Annotated in this window: 24 protein-coding genes and 3 tRNA genes; 6 read left to right on the forward strand and 21 right to left on the reverse strand. The window is 64.3% G+C overall.

What is annotated here, in order from left to right:
• The first annotated feature begins 40 nt into the window (after positions 1 to 40).
• A complete protein-coding gene (locus BRPE64_RS09405) occupies positions 41 to 679 on the forward strand; it encodes an SCO family protein (RefSeq protein ID WP_016345856.1) in 639 nt (212 codons plus the stop codon).
• Positions 680 to 681: 2 nt separating this feature from the next.
• Positions 682 to 1,563, forward strand: coding sequence for a cytochrome c oxidase assembly protein (locus BRPE64_RS09410; protein ID WP_016345857.1), 882 nt, complete (start codon positions 682 to 684; stop codon positions 1,561 to 1,563).
• On the opposite strand, the gene BRPE64_RS09415 is transcribed toward BRPE64_RS09410, so the two are convergent.
• From BRPE64_RS09415 to uvrC, 6 genes are all read right to left on the reverse strand, one after another.
• Positions 1,558 to 2,052, reverse strand: a complete 495-nt coding sequence (locus BRPE64_RS09415; RefSeq protein WP_016345858.1) for a GNAT family N-acetyltransferase — start codon at positions 2,050 to 2,052, stop codon at positions 1,558 to 1,560. The genes BRPE64_RS09410 and BRPE64_RS09415 overlap by 6 nt on opposite strands.
• Before the next feature lie 115 nt (positions 2,053 to 2,167).
• Positions 2,168 to 2,241 (reverse strand) — tRNA-Cys (locus tag BRPE64_RS09420).
• An 89-nt stretch (positions 2,242 to 2,330) separates the two neighbouring features.
• A tRNA-Gly gene (locus tag BRPE64_RS09425) sits at positions 2,331 to 2,406 on the reverse strand.
• 80 nt (positions 2,407 to 2,486) lie between these two features.
• Positions 2,487 to 2,562 (reverse strand) — tRNA-Gly (locus BRPE64_RS09430).
• Between the two features lie 161 nt (positions 2,563 to 2,723).
• The gene (gene pgsA, locus BRPE64_RS09435; protein WP_016345860.1) at positions 2,724 to 3,320 is read right to left on the reverse strand and encodes a CDP-diacylglycerol--glycerol-3-phosphate 3-phosphatidyltransferase; all 597 of its coding nucleotides are present in this window, start codon (positions 3,318 to 3,320) and stop codon (positions 2,724 to 2,726) included.
• A 110-nt stretch (positions 3,321 to 3,430) separates the two neighbouring features.
• A complete protein-coding gene (gene uvrC / locus BRPE64_RS09440; protein WP_016345861.1) occupies positions 3,431 to 5,581 on the reverse strand; it encodes an excinuclease ABC subunit UvrC in 2,151 nt (716 codons plus the stop codon).
• A 138-nt stretch (positions 5,582 to 5,719) separates the two neighbouring features.
• Between uvrC and earP the strand changes: the two genes are divergently transcribed.
• The 4 genes from earP to BRPE64_RS09460 all read left to right on the forward strand — a co-directional run bounded on the left by earP (position 5,720) and on the right by BRPE64_RS09460 (position 9,872).
• On the forward strand, positions 5,720 to 6,880 hold the full coding sequence (earP, locus tag BRPE64_RS09445) for an elongation factor P maturation arginine rhamnosyltransferase EarP (protein ID WP_016345862.1): 1,161 nt from the start codon (positions 5,720 to 5,722) through the stop codon (positions 6,878 to 6,880).
• Between the two features lie 239 nt (positions 6,881 to 7,119).
• A complete protein-coding gene (gene efp / locus BRPE64_RS09450) occupies positions 7,120 to 7,677 on the forward strand; it encodes an elongation factor P (RefSeq protein ID WP_016345863.1) in 558 nt (185 codons plus the stop codon).
• A 275-nt stretch (positions 7,678 to 7,952) separates the two neighbouring features.
• Positions 7,953 to 8,297 (forward strand): BON domain-containing protein, encoded by a 345-nt coding sequence (locus BRPE64_RS09455; RefSeq protein WP_044042090.1) that lies wholly within the window; start codon positions 7,953 to 7,955, stop codon positions 8,295 to 8,297.
• A gap of 177 nt (positions 8,298 to 8,474) precedes the next feature.
• Complete coding sequence (locus BRPE64_RS09460; RefSeq protein ID WP_016345865.1) at positions 8,475 to 9,872, forward strand: sigma-54-dependent transcriptional regulator; 1,398 nt, start codon at positions 8,475 to 8,477, stop codon at positions 9,870 to 9,872.
• Between the two features lie 75 nt (positions 9,873 to 9,947).
• On the opposite strand, the gene nagZ is transcribed toward BRPE64_RS09460, so the two are convergent.
• The 15 genes from nagZ to fabF form a co-directional block, all read right to left on the reverse strand.
• Positions 9,948 to 10,976: a beta-N-acetylhexosaminidase gene (nagZ, locus tag BRPE64_RS09465; protein ID WP_044041460.1), complete on the reverse strand. Its 1,029-nt coding sequence runs from the start codon at positions 10,974 to 10,976 to the stop codon at positions 9,948 to 9,950.
• A gap of 47 nt (positions 10,977 to 11,023) precedes the next feature.
• Positions 11,024 to 11,428: a holo-ACP synthase gene (gene acpS / locus BRPE64_RS09470; RefSeq protein ID WP_016345867.1), complete on the reverse strand. Its 405-nt coding sequence runs from the start codon at positions 11,426 to 11,428 to the stop codon at positions 11,024 to 11,026.
• Positions 11,429 to 11,439: 11 nt separating this feature from the next.
• Positions 11,440 to 12,213 (reverse strand): pyridoxine 5'-phosphate synthase, encoded by a 774-nt coding sequence (gene pdxJ / locus BRPE64_RS09475; RefSeq protein WP_016345868.1) that lies wholly within the window; start codon positions 12,211 to 12,213, stop codon positions 11,440 to 11,442.
• A complete protein-coding gene (gene recO, locus BRPE64_RS09480; RefSeq protein ID WP_016345869.1) occupies positions 12,210 to 13,112 on the reverse strand; it encodes a DNA repair protein RecO in 903 nt (300 codons plus the stop codon). The genes pdxJ and recO overlap by 4 nt, the downstream gene beginning before the upstream one ends.
• 16 nt (positions 13,113 to 13,128) lie before the next feature.
• Positions 13,129 to 14,028 carry a GTPase Era gene (gene era / locus BRPE64_RS09485; RefSeq protein ID WP_051180401.1) on the reverse strand — a complete coding sequence of 300 codons (900 nt, stop codon included), beginning with the start codon at positions 14,026 to 14,028 and terminating at the stop codon, positions 13,129 to 13,131.
• Between the two features lie 58 nt (positions 14,029 to 14,086).
• Entirely contained in the window at positions 14,087 to 15,208 is a 1,122-nt protein-coding gene (rnc, locus tag BRPE64_RS09490) for a ribonuclease III (protein WP_084675729.1), read from the reverse strand.
• Between the two features lie 165 nt (positions 15,209 to 15,373).
• On the reverse strand, positions 15,374 to 16,267 hold the full coding sequence (lepB, locus tag BRPE64_RS09495) for a signal peptidase I (protein ID WP_016345872.1): 894 nt from the start codon (positions 16,265 to 16,267) through the stop codon (positions 15,374 to 15,376).
• Between the two features lie 66 nt (positions 16,268 to 16,333).
• Positions 16,334 to 18,124: a translation elongation factor 4 gene (gene lepA, locus BRPE64_RS09500; RefSeq protein WP_016345873.1), complete on the reverse strand. Its 1,791-nt coding sequence runs from the start codon at positions 18,122 to 18,124 to the stop codon at positions 16,334 to 16,336.
• 146 nt (positions 18,125 to 18,270) lie between these two features.
• Positions 18,271 to 18,531: a glutaredoxin family protein gene (locus tag BRPE64_RS09505; RefSeq protein ID WP_016345875.1), complete on the reverse strand. Its 261-nt coding sequence runs from the start codon at positions 18,529 to 18,531 to the stop codon at positions 18,271 to 18,273.
• Between the two features lie 13 nt (positions 18,532 to 18,544).
• Positions 18,545 to 20,086 carry a DegQ family serine endoprotease gene (locus BRPE64_RS09510; RefSeq protein WP_016345876.1) on the reverse strand — a complete coding sequence of 514 codons (1,542 nt, stop codon included), beginning with the start codon at positions 20,084 to 20,086 and terminating at the stop codon, positions 18,545 to 18,547.
• A gap of 22 nt (positions 20,087 to 20,108) precedes the next feature.
• On the reverse strand, positions 20,109 to 21,098 hold the full coding sequence (locus BRPE64_RS09515; RefSeq protein WP_016345877.1) for a MucB/RseB C-terminal domain-containing protein: 990 nt from the start codon (positions 21,096 to 21,098) through the stop codon (positions 20,109 to 20,111).
• Positions 21,099 to 21,155: 57 nt separating this feature from the next.
• A complete protein-coding gene (locus BRPE64_RS09520; protein WP_044041462.1) occupies positions 21,156 to 21,782 on the reverse strand; it encodes a sigma-E factor negative regulatory protein in 627 nt (208 codons plus the stop codon).
• Positions 21,783 to 21,863: 81 nt separating this feature from the next.
• The gene (gene rpoE / locus BRPE64_RS09525) at positions 21,864 to 22,463 is read right to left on the reverse strand and encodes an RNA polymerase sigma factor RpoE (RefSeq protein ID WP_016345879.1); all 600 of its coding nucleotides are present in this window, start codon (positions 22,461 to 22,463) and stop codon (positions 21,864 to 21,866) included.
• Between the two features lie 96 nt (positions 22,464 to 22,559).
• Positions 22,560 to 23,063, reverse strand: coding sequence for a protein YgfX (locus BRPE64_RS09530; RefSeq protein WP_332443193.1), 504 nt, complete (start codon positions 23,061 to 23,063; stop codon positions 22,560 to 22,562).
• 31 nt (positions 23,064 to 23,094) lie between these two features.
• Complete coding sequence (fabF, locus tag BRPE64_RS09535) at positions 23,095 to 24,333, reverse strand: beta-ketoacyl-ACP synthase II (RefSeq protein WP_016345881.1); 1,239 nt, start codon at positions 24,331 to 24,333, stop codon at positions 23,095 to 23,097.
• Positions 24,334 to 24,477: the final 144 nt, after the last annotated feature.

Here is a 24,477-nt window from a genome sequence, read left to right on the forward strand (position 1 = left end):
GCCTACACCGTGACTGAATCATCCTGCAACGTACTTTCCGATGCACGCTTCGTTCCTCGTCTTTTTCGCTGCGCAGACGCGCCTGCGACGCTTTCTAGCCCTCCTCGCGTGCCTCTCGCTCGTCGCGCTCGCCGCGTGTTCGAAGCCCGCGCAACCGTGGCATCTGACCGATGTAACCGGCCATTTGCCCGATCTCGACTTCTCGCTCGTCGACGATGGCGGCGCGCCCGTCACCGGCCAGTCCTTCGCGGGCCGCACGACGCTCGTCTACTTCGGCTACACCCATTGCCCGGATGTCTGCCCGGAAACCATGGCGCGGCTCATGCAGGTGCTGCAACGCGTGGGGCCGGATGCGGACCGCACGCGCATCGTGTTCGTGTCCGTCGATCCCGCGCGCGACACGCCCGCGCTGCTGCGTTCGTACGTGCGCGCCTTCGATGACCGGCACGCCGTCGGCCTGACGGGCAGCGAGCGCGCGATCGAAAGCGTCGCGCAACGTTATCGCGTCGCGTATCAGATGGAGAAACGCGACCCGGACGGCAGCTACGAAGTGACGCACAGTTCCGCCGTCTATATCTTCGATGCCGACGGCCACGCGCGCCTGCTCGCCACCGATCAAGATTCCATCGACGCCATCGCGAGCGATCTGACACGAGTGATTCACGCGAAGGGCGCCTGATCATGACCACACTCTTCTACTGGCTCGATCCGTGGGAGCCGTCGCCGACGGTCGTGATCGCGGTGCTCGTCGCGGCCGTTCTATTCGCGCGCGGCGCGCGGCATGCGCGTGTGTCGATATCGCGGCGCATCGCGTTCTGGATCGGTTTGACGGGGCTCTATGTCGCGCTGCATACGCGGCTCGATTATTTCTTCGAGCACGAGTTCTTCATGCATCGCCTGCAGCATCTGGTGCTGCATCATCTCGGACCGTTTTTGATCGCGTGGTCGTATCCGGGCGCCGCACTGCGCGCGGGCGTGCCGTTCGCGTGGCGGCAACGATGGCTGCGTCCGGCCGCGAAAACGCGTCTTGCGCGTGCGATCTTCGGCATCGTCTTCAATCCGGTGGTCGCGGTCGCGCTGTTCGTCGGGTTGATCTACTTCTGGCTGCTCTCGCCGATCCACTTCAAGGCGATGCTCGACTACCGGCTTTATCGCGTGATGAACTGGAGCATGGCGATCGACGGCCTGCTCTTCTGGTGGCTCGTGCTCGATCCGCGTCCGGCGCCGCCCGCGCGCCTCGCGCCCGGCAGACGGATTCTCGTCGTCATCGCCGCGATTCCGCCGCAGATTTTGCTCGGCGCGTACATCTTCTTTACGCCGCACGAGCTTTATCCGATCTATTCGATTTGCGGCCGCGCGTTCACATGGATCACGCCGATGCGCGATCAGCAGATCGGCGGCCTGCTGCTCTGGATTCCCGGCTCGATGATGAGCGTGATCGGCGCGCTGATCGCGCTGCGTCACTGGCTGCGGCTGTCGGCGAGATCGCGCCTGCGGGACGAACGCCGGGTCGAGCGCGGCGTGCCCGCGCGGCTCAGCGGAAAGAAGGCGACGGCATCATGATTCGAAGCCGGGACGGCGCATCCACACGTGAGGAATGCCGTCCTCGTCATGCTCGCCTGACGACGGCACGAAGCCGAACGCGCCGTAAAAGCGCTGCAGATGCGCCTGTGCGTGCAGGCTGATCGGCTGATCGGGCCATTGCTTCAGGATGTGTTCGAGGGCGCGTTCGAGCATCGCATTGCCGAGTTTGAGGCCGCGAAACTTGGCCGTCGTCAGCACGCGGCCAATGCGCACGTCTTTCTCGTTGTCGTCCGGAAATCCCGGCAACAGCACGCGCAGATAGCCCGCGAGCGCGGGCCGCTTCTCGCCTTCGCCATAGGCAAAAAGATGCCAGGCGTCGATATCGAGGCCGTCGATGTCGCCATAGACGCAGTTCTGCTCGACGACGAACACGGCGCTGCGGGCCGAGAGCATGTCATAGACTTCGGCGGTGGTGAGGTCGTCGAAGGACTTCCAGCGCCATTCGAGTTGGGAGAGTCGGTCGGTCATGGGATTCGGATGCAGGGTGTGACACAGATTATGCCGTGCGGCGCAGGCGCACGAAAATCGGTGATGCACCGACGCCCGAAAAAGAAAAAGCCCTGACGAATCAGGGCTTTCGAGTTGGAGGCGCGGACCGGAGTCGAACCGGTCTAAACGGCTTTGCAGGCCGCTGCATAACCGCTTTGCTACCGCGCCGTAAGCAGTTCTGTGCTGCCGGTCAGCATGCCGGCCAGTTCACCAAACAATCTACCAAACAAAAAGGGAAGCTTGGCTTCCCCTTTGACTGGAGCGGGAGACGAGTCTCGAACTCGCGACCTCAACCTTGGCAAGGTTGCGCTCTACCAACTGAGCTACTCCCGCAATGTCCTGCAACGTTACTGCTGTCAGTTTCCGATGTTCGTTGCGCTTGCTGCGCCGGGAACCCCGAAAACTTCAAAATCTGGAGCGGGAGACGAGTCTCGAACTCGCGACCTCAACCTTGGCAAGGTTGCGCTCTACCAACTGAGCTACTCCCGCATTGACTTCTTTTACTCATCTGCTGCGTCGCTTGCGTCGCGCCGTGCATCAGAGAAACGAGATTATGTAGAAGCCAAAGAGGCCTGTCAACTGTTTTGCGAGAGGATTTTTCTGATTCGACGCAATTTTCGCGTTGGCTCGTTCGACCGCCCTGCCGTGCGTCACAGCATGCCGCCCCGCTCGCGAATTTGCGGCCACGCGAGCTTCATGTAGTAGAGCATCGACCAGACGGTGAGGAACGCGGCGACCACGATGAGCCACAGGCCCCACACGCGCGTGTCGATGATCCACGGCGTGCCCGCGAGCTTGAGCGGCCCGTAGAACAGCAGCATCGGAATGGCGACCATCTGGCAGACGGTCTTGAACTTGCCGAGCTGATTCACCGCGACGCTCTTCGATGCGCCGATCTGCGCCATCCACTCGCGCAGCGCGGAAATGGTGATTTCGCGCCCGACGATCACGAGCGCGATCACTGCATTCAGGCGCCCCAGTTGCACAAGCACGAGCAGCGCGGCGGTGACCATCAGCTTGTCGGCGACGGGATCGAGGAAAGCGCCGAACGCGGAAGTCTGATCGAGCTTGCGCGCGAGAAAGCCGTCGAACCAATCGGTGAGTGCGGCGAGCACGAAGGTGAGCATGCCGAGCAGGTTGCGGTGCTCCGGGCTCATCATCACGTCCGGCAGATAAAAGACGCCCACGACGAGCGGGATCAGCACGATTCGCAGCCACGTCAGGAAGATCGGTAGATTGAACGGCATGGGCGACACGCGAGTGAGGGACACGTAAGGGAGCCGCCATTGTGCCGCGTCGACCCCGCGCTCACAAGGCGGCGGCCGGACGCGGCGCGCGCCGAAGCGTTCGCCGCGGCTCAATGCAACTGACGATAGATCTGCTGTGCAAGCGCAAGCGATATGCCTTCGACGCTTGCCAGATCCTCGACGCTCGCTGCCTGCACGCCGCGCAATCCGCCGAAGCGCGAGAGCAGACGCTGGCGCCGTTTCGCACCGACGCCTTCCAGTTCCTCCAGCCGCGACGTCTGGCGGGCCTTCGCCCGCTTCGCGCGCATGCCGGTGATGGCGAAGCGGTGCGCTTCGTCGCGAATCTGCGCGACCAGCATCAGCGCCGCGCTCTCCTTGCCGAGTTCGAGCGCGGTTCTCCCGTCCGCGAAAACGAGCGTCTCCAGACCGACCTTGCGCCCTTCTCCTTTCGCGACGCCCACCAGCATGCCGTGATCGAGCCCGAGTTCGGAAAACACTTGCCGCGCGATCTCGACCTGTCCCTTGCCGCCGTCGATCAGCACGATGTTCGGCAGCGTGCCGCCCGCCGCGACCGGTTCGGCGGCATCGGGCGTGACGTTGGGGTCGGCGGCGTCCTCGGGCTGGAGTGTCGCGGCTTCGTCGTTGGCGTTCGCGGCGGCCTGCGCGACCATCTTCTCGTAGCGGCGCGTGAGGACCTGGCGCATCGCGGCGTAGTCGTCGCCGGGCGTGATGCCGGTGATGTTGTAGCGCCGATATTCGCCCGACTGCATCTTGTGATGGTGATACACGACGCACGACGCCTGGGTCGCCTCGCCCATCGTATGGCTGATGTCGAAGCACTCGATGCGCAGTTGCGCGAGATCGTCCATCTCCATGCCGAGCGTGTCCGCGAGCGAGCGCGTGCGGGCCTGCTGCGAGCCCTGCTCCGAGAGCAGCCGCGCGAGCGCGAGCTTGGCGTTCTGCTCGGCCATCGAGAGCCACACGCGCTTCTGGCCCTGCGGCTGGCGCAGCAGCGTGACCTTGTGCCCGGCCTGCTCGATCAGCAGATCGACGAGCTGGCGGCTCGACGGCGCATGGCTCACGACCAGCACCGGCGGCACGCGATTGCCGATGTAATGCTGCGCCATGAACGCTTCGAGCACTTCGGATTCGAGCGTGCCTTCGCGGGTTTCTTGTTCGGCTTCTTGTGCGAGTTCTGGAGCGCCGTCCGGGCTGCCTTCCGGTTCGGCATCCTCCTGCACCGCGGGCACGACTGCTTCGGCTCCGTCTTCGGGCGGCGAAACATCGTCGGCAACGTCGGGCAGATCGTCTTCGTCACCGAGCGCCATCGCGGCTTCGACGTGCGCCGGGAAATATGCCTTGTCGCCGAGATGCCGGCCGCCGCGCACCATCGCGAGATTCACGCACACCTTGCCGCCGAGCGCGACGACAGCGAGGATATCGACATCGCTCTCGCCGCCCACTTCGATCGCCTGCTGATGCAGCACGGTCGAGAGCGAACTCATCTGGTTGCGCACCGCCGCCGCCTGCTCGAACTTGAGCTCGCCGGCGAACGCATGCATTTTCTGCTCGAGCTCCTTCATGACTTCGCCCTGACGGCCGAGCAGAAAGCGCGACGCGTTCGCCACGTCGCGCGCGTAATCTTCCTCGTTGATCAGGCCGGTACACGGCGCCGTGCAGCGGCCGATCTGATGCAGCAGGCACGGCCGCGTGCGGTTGCTGAACACGGAGTCTTCGCAAGTGCGCAACTGGAACACGCGCTGCAGGATCTGGATGCTCTCGCGCACCGCCCATGCGCTCGGGAACGGTCCGAAATACTGGTTCTTCTTGTCGACGGCGCCGCGGTAGTACGCCATGCGCGGAAACTTGTGGCCGGTCAGCTTGAGAAACGGATACGACTTGTCGTCGCGAAAAAGGATGTTGTAGCGCGGCGTGAGCGCCTTGATCAGATTGTTTTCGAGCAGCAGCGCTTCGGCTTCCGAGCGCGTGACGGTCGTCTCGATCTTGCGGATGCGCGTGACCATCATCGCGATACGCGGCGAATGCAGCGTCTTCGTGAAGTAGCTCGACACGCGCTTCTTCAGATTGCGCGCCTTGCCTACGTAAAGTACGTTGCCGTCGCGGTCGTAATAGCGGTACACGCCGGGCAGATGCGGCAGTTGCGCAAGCGTCTTTTTCGGGTCGAAATCCTCGGGATTCGCCGGAGAATTCGCGGCTGAATTCGAATCGTGAGCGGGTTCGTGTGCGGCGGAATCAGTCATGCAGCAAAGGTCGCGGGTCTCTCGAAATGCGCGTCAGGCGCGGCGCCGGCGTTCGCGGAGAGGCGCGGGCGACGCCGGAGCGGCGGACGGTGTCTTAGAATCGCCAGTTTAGAACATTACGCCGCGCGCCAACGTCCCATGTCCACGCCCCCCGTCACGCCGGAACTCGCCTGCGACATCTTTTGCGCGGTCGTCGACAACTTCGGCGACATCGGCGTCTGCTGGCGCCTCGCGCGGCAGTTGCGCGCCGAGCATGGTTGGCGCGTACGTCTGTTCGTCGACGATCTGAAGGTTTTCCACGCGCTCTGCCCCGAAGTCGATGCCGCGCTCGCGCGTCAGGAAGCGTCGGGCGTCGTGATCGAGCACTGGCGCGAGCCCGCCCACGCGGGCGACACGCTACAGATCGCGGACGTCGTGATCGAAGCGTTCGCGTGCGAGTTGCCGCACGCGTATATCGCCGCGATGGCGCGGCGCGCGTCCAGGCCCGTGTGGATCAACCTCGAATATCTGAGCGGCGAAGACTGGATCGCCGATTTTCACTTGCGGCCGTCGCCGCATCCGCGTTATCCGCTCGACAAGACCTTCTTCTTCCCCGGACTCGGTGCGGGCACCGGCGGCGTGCTGAAAGAACGCGATCTCGACGCGCGGCGCGCACGCTTCGATGCGGCGTCGTGGTGGCGCGAGCGTGTCGGCATCGAGCGGCCGGGCGACGGAACGACGGTCGTGTCGCTCTTCGCCTACGAAAATCCGGCCGTCGACAGCCTGCTCGAACAATGGCGCGACGGCGACGGGCCCGTCGTTCTGCTGGTTCCGGAAGGCCGCATTTCCGGGGCGCTGGCGCGCTTTTTCGGCTTGCCGAAGTTCACGGCGGGCATGTCGGCGCGCGCCGGCGCGTTGCAGGCCTGCGCGCTCGGCTTTGTCGAGCAGCCGCGCTTCGACGAATTGTTGTGGGCCGCCGACATCAACTTCGTGCGCGGCGAGGATTCCTTCGTGCGCGCGCAATGGGCGGCGAAACCGTTCGTCTGGCACATCTACCCGCAAGCCGACGATGCCCACATGCCCAAGCTCGACGCCGCGCTCGCCCACTACGCGCGCGAACTCGATGCGCCCGCCCAGCAGGCGATCGCGCGTTTCTGGCATGCCTGGAACGGCGCAGGCACGCCCGACTGGGCCGATTTCTGGCGCCATCGCTCAACGCTGGACGCGCGGGCGACGCGCTGGGCCGCGGAACTGGCGGACATCGGCGATCTGGCCGGCAATCTGGTGGCGCACGTTACGGCACGCATGGCCGCGCCATGACTTCCGCGCCGCGCCCGCCCGCGCCATTCGACTGGCCAAATAGGCAAAAACTCAGTTAAAATAAGCGGTTATCCGAGGAATCCCTCGTGAGCAAGGACACTGGCACGGCGGCCGCCGCAAATAAACGTGTTGCGAACGTGCCGCGAACGCAGGGCTGAAGCGCCGCCCAAGCACCGCCGCCGTCCGACCAATTACTTTCAGGCATTCAAGCCACATCCTTTCGTACAGGACCTAGTTTTATGAAGACCGCACAAGAACTCCGCGTCGGCAACGTCGTCATGATCGGCAGCGATGCCATGGTCGTTCAGCGCGCCGAATACAACAAGTCGGGCCGCAACTCCGCGGTCGTGAAGATGAAGTTCAAGAACCTGCTGACGGCAGCGGGCATGGAAACCGTGTACAAGGCGGACGACAAGTTCGACGTCGTCGTGCTCGACCGCAAGGAAGTCACGTACTCGTACTTCGCCGACCCGATGTACGTGTTCATGGACGCCGACTACAACCAGTTCGAAGTCGAAGCCGAAATGATGGGCGATGCGCTCAACTACCTCGAAGACGGCATGGCTTGCGAAGTCGTGTTCTACAACGAGAAGGCCATTTCGGTCGAACTGCCGACCACGCTGGTTCGCGAGATCATCTACACGGAACCGGCCGTCAAGGGCGACACGTCGTCGGGCAAGGTGCTCAAGACCGCCAAGCTGAACACCGGTTTCGAACTGCAAGTGCCGCTTTTCTGCAACATCGGCGACAAGATCGAAATCGACACCCGCACGAACGAATATCGCAGCCGCGCGTAAGCCTTACGCCGCTGAAACCGGAGTCGTGTAGATGGCGTGAATGTCATCTACGCGACCCGCGAGCTTCGCCAACAAAGCGCCCTCCACGGGCGCTTTTTCTTTTGCATGAATTTTTTGACAAATTCAGGCAAACTTTACCGGTCGCACCCTGATTAATCCGGTGGCCGTCCGACCAAGAAACCGGCCAACAGCGCACGCAATCCGCTTACATCGGAAAAATTAACTGCGTGGCACGTTTCCTGCTCGAATGCGCGGATAAGGATTTCAGGATCGACATGCGAAACGCGCCTTACATCGAAAGCCGCTGGTTGATCGTCGCGGCGCTCGCGTTGCCGGCGTTTGCGCTCACGGCCGGCTGCCAGTCGACACCCTCGGCAACGGCGCCCGCGCCCGGCCAACTGGCGAATGACGATGCATCGCTCGCCGCTCGCGTGAAGGCCGCGCTCGTCGCGGATCCGGGGCTGAGATCCTTGCCGGTGAGCGTCGCGACCTATCGCGGCGTCGTGCAGTTGTCGGGATATGTGGATTCGGAGATGCAGATTCAGAAGGCGCTCGCCGTCACGCATGGCGTACCCGGCGTGCAATCCGTGAGCAACGATCTGCACCTCAGGCCGAAATGACCGAATGACGTACTCGCAACAGAACAGATAACAAACGAATAACGCAGGACGAAAAACCGCAGCGGGTGGCGCACCGAACGCCGGATCGAGACGCCGTCCCCGCCCACGACACGCCCGAGCGCTCACGCGACGTGACGCAACGGCGCATTACAGTCCACTTTGATACGTTGGTCCGCCATGCCACACGCACTAATTGTCGAAGACGATCCCAATAGCCTCTCCGGCCTGTCCGCGATCCTGACGGCAGACGGCTTTTCCGTCGATACCGCGACGACGCTCGCCGAGGCGCGCTCGGCCCTCACGCGCTTCATCCCCGATGTCGTGCTGATCGACCTGAATCTGCCCGATGGCAGCGGGCTCGATCTGCTGCCGAGTCTGCCCTCGCAACCGCCGGACGGCGCGCTGCCCGTGATCGTGATGACCGGCAACGCGACGGTCGAGAGCGCGATCGAAGGCCTGCGCCACGGCATCTGGGACTATCTGCTCAAGCCGGTCAACATACCGCGCCTGCGCAGCCTGCTCGCGCGCATTCCGCGTCCGTACGAACTGACCGAAGAGGTGCAGGCGCTGCGCTCGACACTGCGCGAACTCGGCTATTTCGGCGACATGATCGGCCGCAGCGCGGCGATGCAGCACGTCTACGATCTGATCGAACATACCGCGCCCACGGAAGCTGCTGTGCTGATCTGCGGCGACCCGGGCACGGGCAAGAAGATCGCCGCGCGTACGATCCATCAGTTGAGCCGCCGTCGCAAGGGCCCGTTCGTCACCTTCGACTGCTCGGCCCAGCGCAACGCCAGCGACGGCACGCCGCGCTCGATGGAAAGCGTCCTCTTCGGCCACGAGCGCAACGCGTTCGCGGGCGCGGAAAATCGCGAGCCGGGCCTGCTCGAACAGGCGGGCGGCGGCACGCTGTTTCTCGATCAGATCGATTCGCTGCCGTCCGCGCAGCAGGAAGCGCTGCTGCGCGCGCTCGATTCGCAGACTTTCATGCGGGTCGGCGGCAGCAATCGCATCATGACGGACTTCCGTCTGATCGCCGCGTCCCGCACGCCGGTGCGCGAAGCGGTCGCGAGCGGCGCGATGCGTGAAGACCTGTTCCAGCGGCTGTCTGCGTCGTCAATCATGCTGCCGCCGCTGCGCGAACGCGACGACGACATCGCGCTGATCGCGGAGACGCTCGTCGATGAACTGAACCGCGAGAATCACATCGCCGGGATCACGAGCGGCTCGCCGAAGCGCATCAGTCCGGCGTTCATCCGCGAATGCTTCGCGACCGACTGGCCGGGCAACGTGCGCGAGATTCGCGAGCGCGTGCGGCGCGCGTATCACGCTTCGGGCGAGACGATCGAAACGCTGCGCGTGGACGAGCCCGGCGGTCTCGGCGGACGCGGCCTGAACGGCAGCAGCGTGCAGGTGACGGTCGGCACGGCGCTCGCGGACGTCGAAGACATGCTGATTCGCGCGACGCTCGAAGCGGTCGGCGGCACGCGTCATCGCGCGGCGACGCTGCTCGGCATCAGCCCGAAGACGCTCTACAACAAGCTGCAGCGCATGAAGCTGGAATCGTCCTGAGCCGTTTCGATGCCGCCAAAAGAAACGCCACGGTTTGCAGCCGTGGCGTTTTTGTTTCGACTCGGCTGATTCAACTTAGCCGAGCGTTTCCTTGACCAGCGCGCGCGCCGCCAGATAATCCGGATGCGCCTGCAGCTTGCTCCAGCGCAGCGCCTTGCCGCGCGGACGCATCTGCGCGATGCGCTGCGTGGACGCCTTCGGCGGCGTATAGCGCAGTTGCTCCAGCACGCGGCCCGCCTCTTCCGGCTGATTGCAGATCAGCACCATGTCGCAGCCCGCGGTGAGCGCGGCCGTCGCGGCTTCGGTGAGCGTGCCGCCGGCGCGCGCCGCTTCCATCGACAGATCGTCGCTGAAGATCGCGCCGTTGAAGCCGAGCCGGCCGCGCAGAATGTCCTGCAGCCAGATGCGCGAGAAGCCCGCGGGCTTGTCGTCGACTTGCGTGTAGATGACGTGCGCCGGAATCACCGACGAAAGCGACATGCCGAGCCAGTCGTACGGACGCACATCGGCGGCAAGGATTTCCTCGAGCGGGCGATCGTCGGTCGGCAATGCGACGTGCGAATCGGCCTCGGCAAAACCATGACCCGGAAAGTGCTTGCCGCAGTTCGCCATGCCGGCGAGCGCGAGACCGTGATTCAGGCTTTTCGCGAGCATCGCGACGACGCGCGGATCGCCGTGCAGCGCGCGATCGCCGATGACTTTCGACTGTCCGTAGTTCAGATCGAGCACCGGCGTAAAGCTCATGTCGATGCCGCACGCGCGCAGTTCCGCCGCGAGCACGTAGCCGAACGCGGTCGCGGCGCGGGTCGCGGCGAGCACGTCGCGGTCCCACAGCGCGCCGAGCTTGCCCGGCGCGGGCAGCACGGTGAAGCCGTCGGTGCGGAAGCGCTGCACGCGCCCGCCTTCGTGATCGACGGCGATCAGGATGTCGTCACGCACCGCGCGGATCGCGTCGGTCAGCGCGACGAGTTGCGCGCGGTCCTGAAAATGCCGTGCGAAAAGAATGATGCCGCCGGTCATCGGGTGCGAAATGCGCTCGATATCCGCGTCGTTGAGCGTCGTGCCCGCTACATCGAGCATGATGGGGCCGGGAGTGCGTTTCATCGGGTTCAATTGGCTTTTTATGCGGGTTGGACTGAAGTCGGATCGGATCAGACCGGATCGGGCACTTCCGCGATCACGAAAGACACCGCGTAGTCGCGTTCGTCGCTGACCGTGACTTGCGCGGTGATCCCGCGTTGCGCGAGCCATTCGGCCAGTTCGCCGGATGCCGCGATCATGGGCTTGCCGCTCGGCTCGTTGAGTGTTTGCAGCGCGCGCCAGGTCATCGGCCAGCGCATGCCGAGGCCGATCGCTTTCGAAAACGCTTCCTTGGCGGAGAAGCGCGTGGCAAGAAACGCGAGGCCGCGCACTTCCGAGCGCGCGCGACGCGCATGATAGATGCGCAACTCGTCCGGGCCGAGCACCTTTTCGGCGAAGCGGCCGTGGGTGCGCTCCATCACCGCCGCGACGCGGCTCACCTGTACGACGTCCGTGCCGATTCCGTAGATGGCCATGATGTCGACGCTCAGCGCGCGTGGCTGGCGGCGAGCCGCGACGCGACCATGATCGCCTTCATCTCGCGCACGGCGTTGTCCCAGCCGGCGAAGATCGAATGCGCGACGATCGCGTGCCCGATATTCAGTTCGACGATCCCCGGCAGCGCCGCGATCGCCTGCACGTTGGTGTAGTGCAGGCCGTGCCCCGCGTTGACCTTGAGCCCGAGCGCGTTGCCGAAATCGACGCTCGCCGCGACGCGTTCGAACTCGCTGCGCTGACGGGCTCCGTCGTGCGCCTCGGCGTAGCTTCCGGTATGCAGTTCGATGACCGGCGCGCCCGCTTCGTGCGCGGCGCGAATCTGCGTCTCGTCCGGATCGATGAACAGCGACACGCGCGCGCCCGCGTCGGCGAGTTGCCGGCACGCGGCCTTCACCGCTTCGAATTGTCCGGCGACGTCGAGGCCGCCTTCCGTCGTCAGTTCCTCGCGCTTCTCCGGCACGAGGCAGACATCATGCGGGCGGATTTCGCATGCGATATCGAGCATCTCGCGCGTGACCGCGCATTCGAGATTCATGCGAGTTTTGAGCAGCGGACGCAGCGTGCGCACATCAGCATCGACAATATGGCGGCGATCTTCGCGCAGATGCAGCGTGATGGCGTCGGCGCCCGCGTCCTCGGCGGCGAGCGCCGCGCGGATCGGATCGGGATAGGACGTGCCGCGCGCATTGCGCAGCGTGGCGACGTGATCGATGTTGACGCCCAGATCGATCACGCTCGCAGGCGACGAAAGAAAGAAGCTCATAGTTTTTGCAGGTCGATCAGTATCTGACGGGTGGCGAGCGGCGTGCCGCCCAGGTAATGATTCAGCAGAAAGCGCATCAGCGTCTTGCTTTGCGCGGCGCTCTGCGGGTTCGTGTAATCGTCGCGTTCCATGTCGATGAGCGTCTGCCCCGCGATCACCGGCCACGGCGCGGGCAGATCGTCGGAGGCTGCGCGCACGCCGCGATCCGGGTCGAAGACATAGCGGCCCTCGGGCGCGACCGGCTCGCGCGTGACGGTGCGCACGAGATTCATCGCGTAACCGGTTTCGCGCAACAGGACGCGCTCGAACGAACGCAGCACCTGCACGGCGGGTTCGTCGTGCGCGAGGCGCGAAAGCGTCAGAACGTAGTGATTGAAGAGCGCCGGATGCGCGTCTTCGCGCGCGCAAAACTTCACGAGCAGTTCGTTGACGTAGAAGCCGCAAAGCAGCGCGTCGCCCGCGAGCGGCAGCATGCCGCCGACCCACTCGGCGGTCGTCAGCGTGCGGACTTCGCCCTTGCCGGACCACGACAGGCCCAGCGGCTGAAACGTCTGCAGCACGCCGCGCAGCGCGGAATGCGGACGCTTTGCGCCCTTCGCGACGAGCGCGACGCGGCCGTGATCGCGCGAGAACACATCGATGATGAGACTCGTCTCGCGATACGGATAGCTATGCAGCACGAAACCCGGCTGCTCGGCGACGCGAAAGTCGGAACGCGGCGCCGCGCGCGGTTTCTTCGGCGCGCTGTCTGCGCCATCCGAGCTATCGGCGACGGACGGCGCCGCGCGAGTGCGCTTCCTGGCGACGCGCGCCGCCGGGCGCTCGCTCGCGTCGAAGTCGTCGTCGGGACGATCGTCGGCGGGCGGCATCATCCACGCGTCGTTGGTGCCGTCGTCCATGGGTGCGGTGTCCGCGTCACTCGTAGCCGTATGCGCGCAGGCCCGCTTCGTTGTCGGCCCAGCCGCTCTTCACCTTGATGAAGGTTTCGAGATACACGGGACCGTCGAAGAGCTTTTCCATGTCGAGGCGCGCGTCCGTGCTGATCTGCTTCAGCTTCGCGCCCTTCTGGCCGATGATCATCGCCTTGTGGCCGTCGCGATCAACGAGAATCGTCGCGAAAACGCGGCGCAGGCGCCCTTCGGTCTCGAACTTGTCGATCAGCACCGTGCTCGTGTACGGCAGCTCGTCGCCGGTCCAGCGGAACACTTTCTCACGCAGGATTTCGGCCGCGAGGAATCGCTCGCTGCGATCGGTCAGGTCGTCTTCGCCGTAGATCGGCTCGCCTTCGGGCAGATACGGCTTCACGACCGACATCAGCCGCTTGATGTCCTCCGGATGCTTGGCCGACAGCGGCACGATCTCGCGAAACTCGCGCAACGCGGCCATCTGCTGCATGAACGGGAAAAGCGAATCCTTGTCGCCCACGCGATCGAGCTTGTTGGCGATAAGCAGCGTCGGCGTGCCGGCGGGAATCAGGTCGAGCACGCGCTGGTCGTCCGGGCCGAAGCGGCCTGCTTCGATGACGAACAGAATTGCATCGACGGACGTGAGCGTGGATGTCACCGCGCGGTTCAGCGAGCGATTGAGCGCGCCGCTGTGGCGCGTCTGGAAGCCGGGCGTATCGACGAAGATGTACTGCGCGTCGTCGACCGTATTGATGCCGGTGATGCGGTGGCGCGTGGTCTGCGCCTTGCGCGACGTGATGCTCACCTTCTGGCCGACGAGCGCGTTCATCAGCGTCGACTTGCCGACGTTCGGGCGGCCGACGATCGCGACCATGCCGCAGCGGAAACCGGAGGAAGTAGGAGCGTTCATAAATGTGTGCGGCGAGGTTTCGTTGGGCGCGGCTGCGCCGAATGCGCGATAGCGCGCGTCAATGACCGGCGTCGGCGGCGCGCGCGACACGGCTTGCCGGTGCATCCGCGCTTGCGCTTCCGCGGGCTTCGGCGGCGTCGGGGTCGCGATCATCGGCGGGGTTGCGGTCGTCGGCGGACGCCGGCTTGTCTGCCGCGGCGGCGGTCGCGGATTCACTCTTCGCCGCTTTCTCCGGCTTGTGGATCACATGACGCTCGGCCTTCTCGCTCGCCGCGTATGCGCCGGCGGACGGTTCCACGTGCGTCGCGCGGATCACCGCAAGCGGCGTGGCGGCCGGGCGCTCGTCGGCATCGTGCTGCGCGCCGTGCGGTGCATGATGACGCTCGCGCCGGTCGGGCGAACGCAGATCGAGCGCAGCCTGAATGCCGGTGACGCCGGGCACGAATTCGGCTTCGGCCAGCTTCGCGGCGCGCGCGCCCTTGCGCTTCGGCTTCACGCCAAGCGTGGGTGCCGCGGCCACGACTTCGTCGAGCGCCTTTTTGGCGGCAGCCTGTTCGGCCGCGCGGCGGCTCGCGCCGGAACCGGACACCTTGATGTCGAGCTTCGGCACCGTGCATTCAACTTCGAATTGCTGATTGTGCGCGGCGCCGTGAGTCGCGACGACGGTATAGGTCGGCAGCGCGATCTTGTGGCCTTGCAGATATTCCTGGAGCAGCGTCTTGGCGTCCTTGCCGATGGTGCGCGGATCGATATGGTCCAGCACCGGCGTATAAAGCCGCTTGATGACGGTGTGCGCGGCGTCGAAACCGCCGTCGAGGAAGATGGCGCCGAAAATGGCTTCGAGCGTGTCCGCGAGAATCGACGGGCGGCGAAAACCGCCGCTGCGCAATTCGCCTTCGCCCAGACGCAGGCATTCGGACACGTTGAGCGCCTGCGCGATTTCGTAAAGCGACTGCTGTTTGACCAGATTGGCGCGCACGCGCGACAGGTCGCCTTCGTCGAGTTTGCTGAATCGTTGGAACAAAAGCGCCGCCACCACGCAATTTAGAACGGAATCGCCGAGAAATTCGAGCCGTTCATTGTGCGTGGCGCTGTGACTGCGGTGGGTCATCGCCTGGCGCAGCAATTCCGCATTGCGAAATTCATACCGCAGCCGGCTTTCCAACGGAGAAGATGGCATGGAGAGAGTATAACGCGGGCGCGCGGGCGGACGATTCCGCCAGCCATCGCCGGAAAACGCGTGGCCAGACGGCGTTAGCCGCGCTTTTTCACGCCGTTTCGAAGCTTCGCTGCAGCCGTCGCGAACGCCGGGTGCCGTCGAGCGGCGCGCCGGCGTCCGTGCCCGTCACTGGAACGAGCCGATCCGCTTCAGGTTGCTGAAGTTCATCCAGATGAAGAACGCACGACCCACGATGTTCTGATCCGGCACGAAGCCCCAGTAGCGGCTGTCGGCACTGTTGTCGCGGTTGTCGCCCATCATGAAGTAGTTGCCCGGCGGCACCTTGCACGTGACGCCCTGCGCGTTGTAGTTGCAGTTGTCGCGGAAGGGGAAGTCGTCCGCGCCGACGACGAACGGCGGCACCTGCGGATTGTTCAGGATCGCGTTCTTGCGGCCGTCGAGGTCTTCTTCGAACTGCTTCGCGTAGCCGATGCGCTCGTCGTCGAAATAGTCGGGCAGCGGGGTTTCCGGCACCGGCTTGCCGTTGATCGTGAGCTTCTTGTCTTCGTAAGCGACCGTGTCGCCCGGCAGGCCGATCACGCGCTTGATGTAGTCGACCGACTCGTCCTTCGGATAACGGAACACGACCACGTCGCCGCGTTGCAGCGGGCGGCCTTGCGTCATCTTCGTGTTGATGATCGGCAGGCGCAGACCGTACTCGTACTTGTTGACGAGGATGAAGTCGCCGACGAGCAGTGTCGGCACCATCGAGCCGGACGGAATCTTGAACGGCTCGATGATAAACGAGCGCACCACGAACACCGCGAGGATCACCGGAAAGAAGCTCGCCGTGTATTCGAGCCACCACGGCTGGCGCAATTTGTCGTCACGCAGGCGGGCGCGCGTTTGCGCGGCGTTTTCATCGGCGAAACGCTCGCCCACGCGTTCCTGCTGGCGGTCGAACTCGGCCGCGGCGGCATCGGCGGCGCGGCGCCGTTGCGGCAGAAAGACCAGCTTGTCGAGCACCCATGCAATTCCCGTCAGAACGACGAGGATCAAGAGAATCAGTGCAAAATTCATCAATCGATTCCGGTTGTTATCGTTGTTTGCCGTGCTGCGGCGCCGGCGTGGCGAACGAGGAAAACGTCATTCGTCCACACGCAGGATCGCGAGGAAAGCCTCTTGCGGGATCTCGACCGTGCCGACCTGCTTCATGCGCTTCTTGCCCGCCTTCTGCTTCTCCAGCAGCTTCTTCTTGCGCGAGATGTCGCCGCCGTAGCACTTCGCCAGCACGTTCTTGCGCAGCGCCTTGATATTCTCGCGCGCGATGATGTTCGAGCCGATGGTCGCCTGAATGGCCACGTCGTACATCTGGCGCGGGATGAGTTCACGCATCTTCGACGCCACTTCGCGGCCGCGATGCTGGCTCTGCGAACGGTGCACGATGACCGACAGCGCATCGACCTTGTCGCCGTTGATGAGCATGTCTACCTTGACCACGTCGGCCGCGCGATATTCCTTGAACTCGTAGTCCATCGACGCATAGCCGCGCGAGGTGGACTTCAGGCGGTCGAAGAAGTCGAGCACGATTTCCGCCATCGGGATTTCGTACGTGAGCTGCACCTGACGGCCGTGATACTGCATGTTGATCTGCGAGCCGCGCTTGTTGGTGCACAGCGTGATGACCGAGCCGACATATTCCTGCGGCATGTACAGGTTCACGGTGACGATCGGTTCGCGCACTTCCTCGATCTTCGACGGCTCCGGCATCTTCGCCGGATTCTCGACGGAAATGGTCGTGCCGTCGCGCTGGACGACTTCGTAGATCACCGTGGGTGCCGTGGTGATCAGGTCCATGTCGAACTCGCGCTCGAGCCGCTCCTGCACGATTTCCATGTGCAAGAGGCCGAGGAAGCCGCAGCGGAAGCCGAAGCCAAGCGCCTGCGACACTTCCGGCTCGTATTGCAGCGATGCGTCGTTGAGCTTCAGCTTTTCGAGCGATTCGCGCAGCGCGTCGTACTGGTTCGCCTCGACCGGATAGAGCCCCGCGAACACCTGCGGCTTCACTTCCTTGAAGCCGGGCAGCGGCGCTTCGGCGGGACGGTTCGCGAGCGTGACGGTGTCGCCCACCTTGGCGGCCGTCAGTTCCTTGATGCCCGCGATCACGAAGCCCACCTGCCCCGCCGACAACTGCGAGAGATTGGTGGACTTCGGCGCGAAAACGCCGAGATGCTCGACCGGATACTGCGCGCCGGTCGCCATCATCTTGATCTTGTCTTTCGGCTTCAACGTGCCGTTGACGATGCGCACGAGCATCACGACGCCAACGTAGTTGTCGAACCACGAGTCGATGATGAGCGCCTGCAGCGGCGCGTCCGTATTGCCCTTGGGCGGCGGCACCTTGGCGATCAGCGATTCGAGCACGTCCTCGACGCCGAGACCGGTCTTCGCGCTGCAATGCACGGCGTCGGCTGCGTCGATGCCGATCACGTCCTCGATTTCGCTGATCGCGTTCTCGGGGTTCGCGGCCGGCAAGTCGATCTTGTTCAGCACCGGCACGACTTCGACGCCCAGTTCGATGGCCGTGTAGCAGTTCGCGACGGTCTGAGCCTCGACGCCCTGACTCGCATCGACGACGAGCAGCGCACCCTCGCACGCGGAGAGCGAACGGCTGACCTCGTAGGAGAAGTCGACGTGCCCGGGGGTATCGATCAGATTGAGGTTGTAGACCTGGCCGTCGCGCGCCTTGTACGTCAGCGCCGCGGTCTGCGCCTTGATCGTGATGCCGCGCTCGCGCTCGAGGTCCATCGAATCGAGCACCTGCGCTTCCATCTCACGATCGGACAGTCCGCCGCACAACTGGATGATGCGGTCAGCGAGCGTGGATTTGCCGTGGTCGATGTGCGCAATGATCGAAAAGTTACGAATATGATTCATTCAGTGCCGATCAAGCGAAAAAGGCGCGCCCTCACCAACGCGGAGCACGCCTTAGAAAATTGGGGAAAACTTCAGCATTTTAGCCGAAAACCGTTTCGGCCCGGCGCTTTTCGCCTTTCGGTGGCGAAAGCGATGAAAGCGGCGAATCACGCGCTCCGCGCGTCGAGCGCCGCCTGAACCGCGCGCGCGTCGAGCCGGTAGCGGCAAAGCTCGACGCCGTCCAGCGCCAACACCGGCACGAGTTCGTTGTAACGCGCCTCGAGCGCCGGATCTTCGTCGATGTCCACCCAGTCGATCGCGAGGCCGTGGCGCGCGGCGAGCGGGGCCAGTTCGGCGCGCATGTCCTCGCACAAATGGCACCAGGCGCGCCCGTAAAGGATGAAAGCCGCGCCCGGCGTGGAGTTCATCGCGCGAGCCTGCCTACTTCTGCGCCGGCACGCGCGGGCGCAGCGGCACGAACTGCGTGTTGTCGCCGCGACGCACGAGAATCGGCACCATTTTGCTGGCGTCGAGATTCTGCGCGACCGCTTCGAACTGCTTCGCGCTCGTGATGTCCGTATCGCCGACGCGCAGGATGATGTCGCCCTTCTGGAAGCCCGCGCGCGCCGCCGGACCCTCGACCGCGTCCACCTGCACGCCGCTCGTGAGTTTCAGCGACTTGCGCTGCTCGGCCGGGATATCGCTCACCGCGAGCCCGAGCGAATTGCTCGCGCGTTCCTTCGGCTGCGGCGTCTTCTTCTGCTCGGCCTTCGCGACCTTGTCCGGCTGCATCTCGGCCACGACAATCGGCAGTTCGCGCGTCTGGCCTTTACGCCACACGGTGATCGTGGCTTTGGTGCCGGGCTTCGTGTCGCCGACCATGCGCGGCAGATCCGTCGCGGTTTCGACGTTCTGGCCGTTGAACTTCATGATGATGTCGCCCGGCTGCACGCCCGCCTTGTCCGCCGGACCGCCCGACTCGACGCTCGACACGAGCGCGCCCTGCGCCTTCGGCAATCCGAGCGAATCCGCGACGTCTTTCGTCACTTCGCCGATCGCCACCGCGATGCGCCCGCGCACGACCTTGCCCGAGGTCTTCAGCTGATCGGCCACGCGCATTGCTTCGTCGATCGGAATCGCGAACGAGATGCCCATGAAGCCGCCCGTGCGGCTGTAGATCTGCGAATTGATGCCGATCACCTCGCCCGCCATGTTGATGAGCGGCCCGCCCGAGTTGCCCGGGTTCACGGCCACATCGGTCTGGATGAACGGCAGGTAGTCGCCCGTATCGCGCCCCTTCGCGCTGACGATGCCCGCGGTCACGGTGTTGTCGAGGCCGAACGGCGAACCGATCGCGAGCACCCATTCGCCGACGCGCACCTTGTTCGAATCGCCGATGGTGATTGCCGGCAGATTCGTCGCGCTGATCTTGACCACGGCCACGTCCGTGCGCTCGTCGACGCCGACGAGCCGCGCCTTGAATTCGCGCTTGTCGGTGAGCGTGACGTAGATGGTGTCGGCATCGTCGACGACGTGCGCGTTGGTCATCACGTAGCCGTCCGTCGACAGGATGAAGCCCGAGCCGACGCCACTGCTTTGTTCCGAATTGTCCTGGTTGTCGTCAGGCGCGTTGCGGCTGCCGCCCTTGCCCTGATCGCCGCCGCTGCCGCCGTTGTTGCCTCCACCACCGCCGCCGCCGCGCGGCGAACCGGGCTGGCCGGGCATCGGAATGCCGAAGAAGCGGCGGAAGAACTCGGACATGTCGCCGTCATCGAGACCGGGCGGCACGCCGCGCAGTTCAGTGCCGGACCCGACGCGCGAAGTCGTGCGAATGTTCACAACCGACGGCCCCACTTTGTCGACGAGCGTCGTAAAGTCCGGCAGGTTCACCGTGGGCACCGCTGACGCACTCTGCGAGACGAACGGCAGGCACACGGCGAGCGCCGCGGCCGCGATGAACTTGCGCAGCGAGTAGTTGCTCATAGGTTGGAGGCCGGGATCTGGATTACTTGGAAGGCTTGTATTCTATGGCAGAAGCAAATTGCTGCAATGTAGCTTGCGGCACTTCGCCCAACAAGGTAATCCAGAAATCCCCGCGCCGCTTCACAAGCACGTGTGTTGCGCCGCTGTTGCCCGCGCCTTCCTTGCGCGTATTCTTTTCGACCGGCTCGACGAACACGGAGATGGTCGCGAGGCCGTCCGAAAACACCGCCTGATCGACCGGAATCGGCGGCTGGCCCGGCTGGCTCGACGCCATCGGACGGCGTAACTCGCGAATCTTGCGAAAGCCCGCGATATTCGGCGTCAGCTGCCAGCCCTGCGCTTCCATGTCCACCGCCTGCACGGGCGGGCGCACGATGGTCCAGCCCGACGTACTGCGGATGCCGTTCGCGATCGGCGTTTTGTCGACCGGCCCGCCAATGCGCACCTGCGAGAACGACAGCTGTTCGAGCACCTGGCCGTCGGGATCGAGCGTCTGCGCGCGCAGCAGCAGGCCGGTTTTTGCGTCGGCCCACAGCTTGTAGGCGAAGCGGTAGGAATCTTTTGGATCGAGTTCGAGCACCTGGCTGTCCAGACCCGCGACGCGGTCGCTGCCCAGAAGCTTGGGTTCGTAGACAGACAGCACCTGATCGCCGCTCGCGGCGAGCAGCGCCGGGAACGAGTCCCGGTTTTGCCGATGCTCGACGACCAGCAAGTGCCGCTCGGGGACGAACGTGAACATGTCGTCGTCGTGGCGCAGCATCTTGCGCGGCGCGCCGTCGAGACTTTCCAGGGATTCGTATTCGCCATCGCCGCGTGTGGCGACATGCGTGATGCGCGACGACTGAACGGTCGCGCCGCGCTGGTAGACGAACGTACCCTCGTAATTCTGCTGCTGGGCCGCCTCGTGGATGCGGTTGAGCAGGCTGACAGCCGATTTGCGAGTGGCGGCGGGATCGTCCGTCTGGGCAAAACTGCCCGATGCCGCCGTCAACAACGCGGCTGCGCACAGCATCAACGCCGGCAGCCGCCCCCAATAGTTCGTTTTAGTCAACCGCGCACTCACATCAAATTATTGACTCGGCGAGGTAGCCGCCGCGCGAATCAAGGGCATGGAACCGGGCATCGCAGGCTGCTGCGAGAACTGCTGATGCGCGACGAGATACTGGTCGAGATCGGCGTCGCGGATGATGTTCGCCTCGACGACAGGCGCACGCACCGTCACCGCCGGCACCGACGCGAGCGCCACGCGCTGCACGGAATCCGCCGGTGCGACGCTCGCCACCTGCGCGCCGCCGTGGCTGTCCACGCCTTGCAATTGCGGCACGACGATCCACGTCAGGGTCGCGGCCGCCGCGGCCACCGCAAACGCGGGCACGACGCGACGACGCAACATGCCGCCACGCGCCTTCGCGGGCGGCGCCGCGGGCGCGAGCACATGCGCCTCGGCCTCGAAGCGCGCCGAGAATGCGGTCATGAAGGCGCTGCTGCGCGCCGGGCTGACCGCGAGATCGTCGGAACGCAGTGCGTCGCCGATCAGGTGATAGGCCGACCACGCCGCTCGCTCGTCGCTTTTCAGTTCCGCGAGAAACTGGCTGATATTTCCAATCTCGTCGAGCGACTCACCGTCGACGAATGCCGACATGCGTTCGCCGCGCGAACCTGTTTGCGTCTGATTCTGCATCGAGACCGACCCCATGATGCTCCCCATCGTGACCACACCCCGTAGTGACACCAACTAACCCAGATATCGCGTCCCTGTCCCGTGGATTGCCGCCGCTTACCAGCGTTTGCCTTCGGGAGTGTCCAACAACGGACGCAATTTTGCCGCAATGGCTTCGCGAGCACGAAAAATTCTCGATCTGACGGTGCCGATGGGGCAATTCATCATTTCGGCGATTTCTTCGTAGCTCAAACCTTCAATTTCCCGGAGCGTGATGGCGGTGCGCAGTTCTTCCGGCAACAGCGCCATCGCAGCATTGACCGTTTGTGCGATCTGCTTGCTCATCAACATCGATTCGGGCGTGTTGATATCCCTTAGTTGGTCCGCGTCGGAGAAAGTTTCCGCTTCTTCCGCATCGGCTTCGGTAGAAGTGGGCGCGCGCCGTCCCTGCGTTGCAAGGTAATTCTTTGCCGTGTTGACCGCAATCCGGTAGAGCCATGTATAGAACGCCGATTCGCCCCGAAATTGCGGCAGCGCGCGGTAAGCCTTGATGAAGGCGTCCTGGGCGACGTCTTCAACCTCGGCGGGGTCGCGCACGAGGCGCGAGATCAGTCGAATGATCTTGCGGTGGTATTTGGCGACCAGCAGTTCGAACGCGGCCTTGTCACCCTTTTGGACACGCTCGACCAGCAATTGGTCGATTTCTTTTTCGCTCACCTGGGAAATCCGTTTCGCTTTGGGGAGTTGCGCGGACGGCTATTGTAGCGTTCTCGCCTGTAAGGTCACTGGAACGCTCATGAGCCGTTACAGTCGTTACAGGTGCGAGGCGGCCGCGCGACGGGCCTGAACGGACAATTGGCGGAAGGTGTCGGCGTCCACGGCATCGGCCGGGACCAGCAGCATTTCACGCCGTCCGCGCGCACCGGCGAGCGTCAGTGCGAGCAGCCGCCCGCTCCATTGCGCGTAACCGGCGACACGCGCATGCCGCGCCTCGCCGGAGCGACTCCAGAGCGTGAGGCCGTCTGCATGCAGGGTGATTGCCGACGGCTGCGCACGCAGCCAGCGATACGACGCGAGCCCGAGCGCCGCCAGCGTCGCGGCACAGGCGAGCGTTGCGTGCCCGGCGTGCTCCGTGTGCGCGAACACGCACTGGAACACCGATGCGCCCGCCACGCCCGTGAAGCCGATCAGCGCGCTGGCCAAGAAACGCGACGGCCGCAGCGGGACGCCCGGTGTCGAGCCGGTTTCCCGCTGCGGCCGATTCACAGATCGATTTACAGACCGATTTACAGACCGACTCACATACGCGCCCGCCATGTCGTTCCCCGTGATGACGAGCGCGCCGTGCTCAGTGACGCTTGAAGACGAGCGAGCCGTTCGTGCCGCCGAAGCCGAACGAGTTCTTCACCGCGACGTCGATCTTCATTTCCCGCGCCGTGTTCGCGCAGTAGTCCAGGTTGCACTTCGGATCCTGGTTGAAGATGTTGATGGTCGGCGGCGACACCTGATTGTGGATCGCCAGCACGGTGAACACCGACTCGAGGCCGCCCGCGCCGCCCAGAAGGTGGCCGGTCATCGACTTCGTGGAGTTCACAACGACCTTCTTCGCGTGATCGCCGAGCGCGCGCGTGATACCGATGGTCTCCGCGATATCGCCGAGCGGCGTCGAGGTGCCGTGCGCGTTGACGTAGTTCACTTCGTCGGCGTTGACGCGGGCGTTCTTCATCGCGTTGACCATGGCGCGGCGGCCGCCGTCGCCGTCTTCGGGCGGTGCGGTCATGTGGTAAGCGTCGCCGCTCATGCCGTAGCCGAGCACTTCGGCGTAGATCTTCGCGCCGCGCTTCTTCGCATGCTCGTACTCTTCGAGCACCATCACGCCCGCGCCTTCGCCGAGCACGAAACCGTCACGGTCCGTGTCCCAGGGACGGCTTGCCGTCGCCGGGTCGTCGTTGCGTTGCGACAGCGCACGCGCCGCCGCGAAACCGCCGATGCCGAGCGGCGAAACGGTCGCTTCCGCGCCGCCCGCGATCATCACGTCCGCGTCGCCGTATTCGATCAGACGCGACGCCTCGCCGATGCAATGCAGGCCGGTCGTACAGGCCGTCACCATCGAGAGGTTCGGACCCTTGAAGCCGAAGCGAATCGACAAATGGCCCGAGATCATGTTGATGATCGAGGCCGGCACGAAGAACGGCGAGATGCGGCGCGGGCCGCGATTGAGCAGTTCCGTTTGCGTGATTTCGATCATCGGCAGCCCGCCGATGCCCGAGCCCACCACGACGCCCACGCGCTCCGCGTTGTCCTCGGTGATTTCCAGGCCGCTGTCCTGCATGGCCTGCACGCCCGCCGCGAAGCCGTAATGGATGAACGTATCCATATGGCGCGCTTCTTTCGCGGGCATGTACTCCTCGATGTTGAAGCCCTTCACTTCACCCGCGAAACGCGTGGAGAAATTGGTGGCGTCGAACTTCGTGATATTGGCGATGCCCGACTTGCCCGCGACCAGATTCGCCCAGCCGTCGGCAACGGTATTGCCGACAGGCGAAACGAGCCCAAGGCCTGTAACAACAACTCGACGACGGCTCACGGTAACCCCTTATCCATAGAATGACGAAAAACAAAAGCCACAGCGGCCACAGGAAACCGCCCTGTGTGCCCTGTGGCTGTGATATCGGTCAGCAACACGGTTTCAGCAGCGACGAACATCGAACTCTGGGAGCGATGAGCCGCT

It is taken from the genome of Caballeronia insecticola (assembly GCF_000402035.1).
GTDB lineage: Bacteria > Pseudomonadota > Gammaproteobacteria > Burkholderiales > Burkholderiaceae > Caballeronia > Caballeronia insecticola.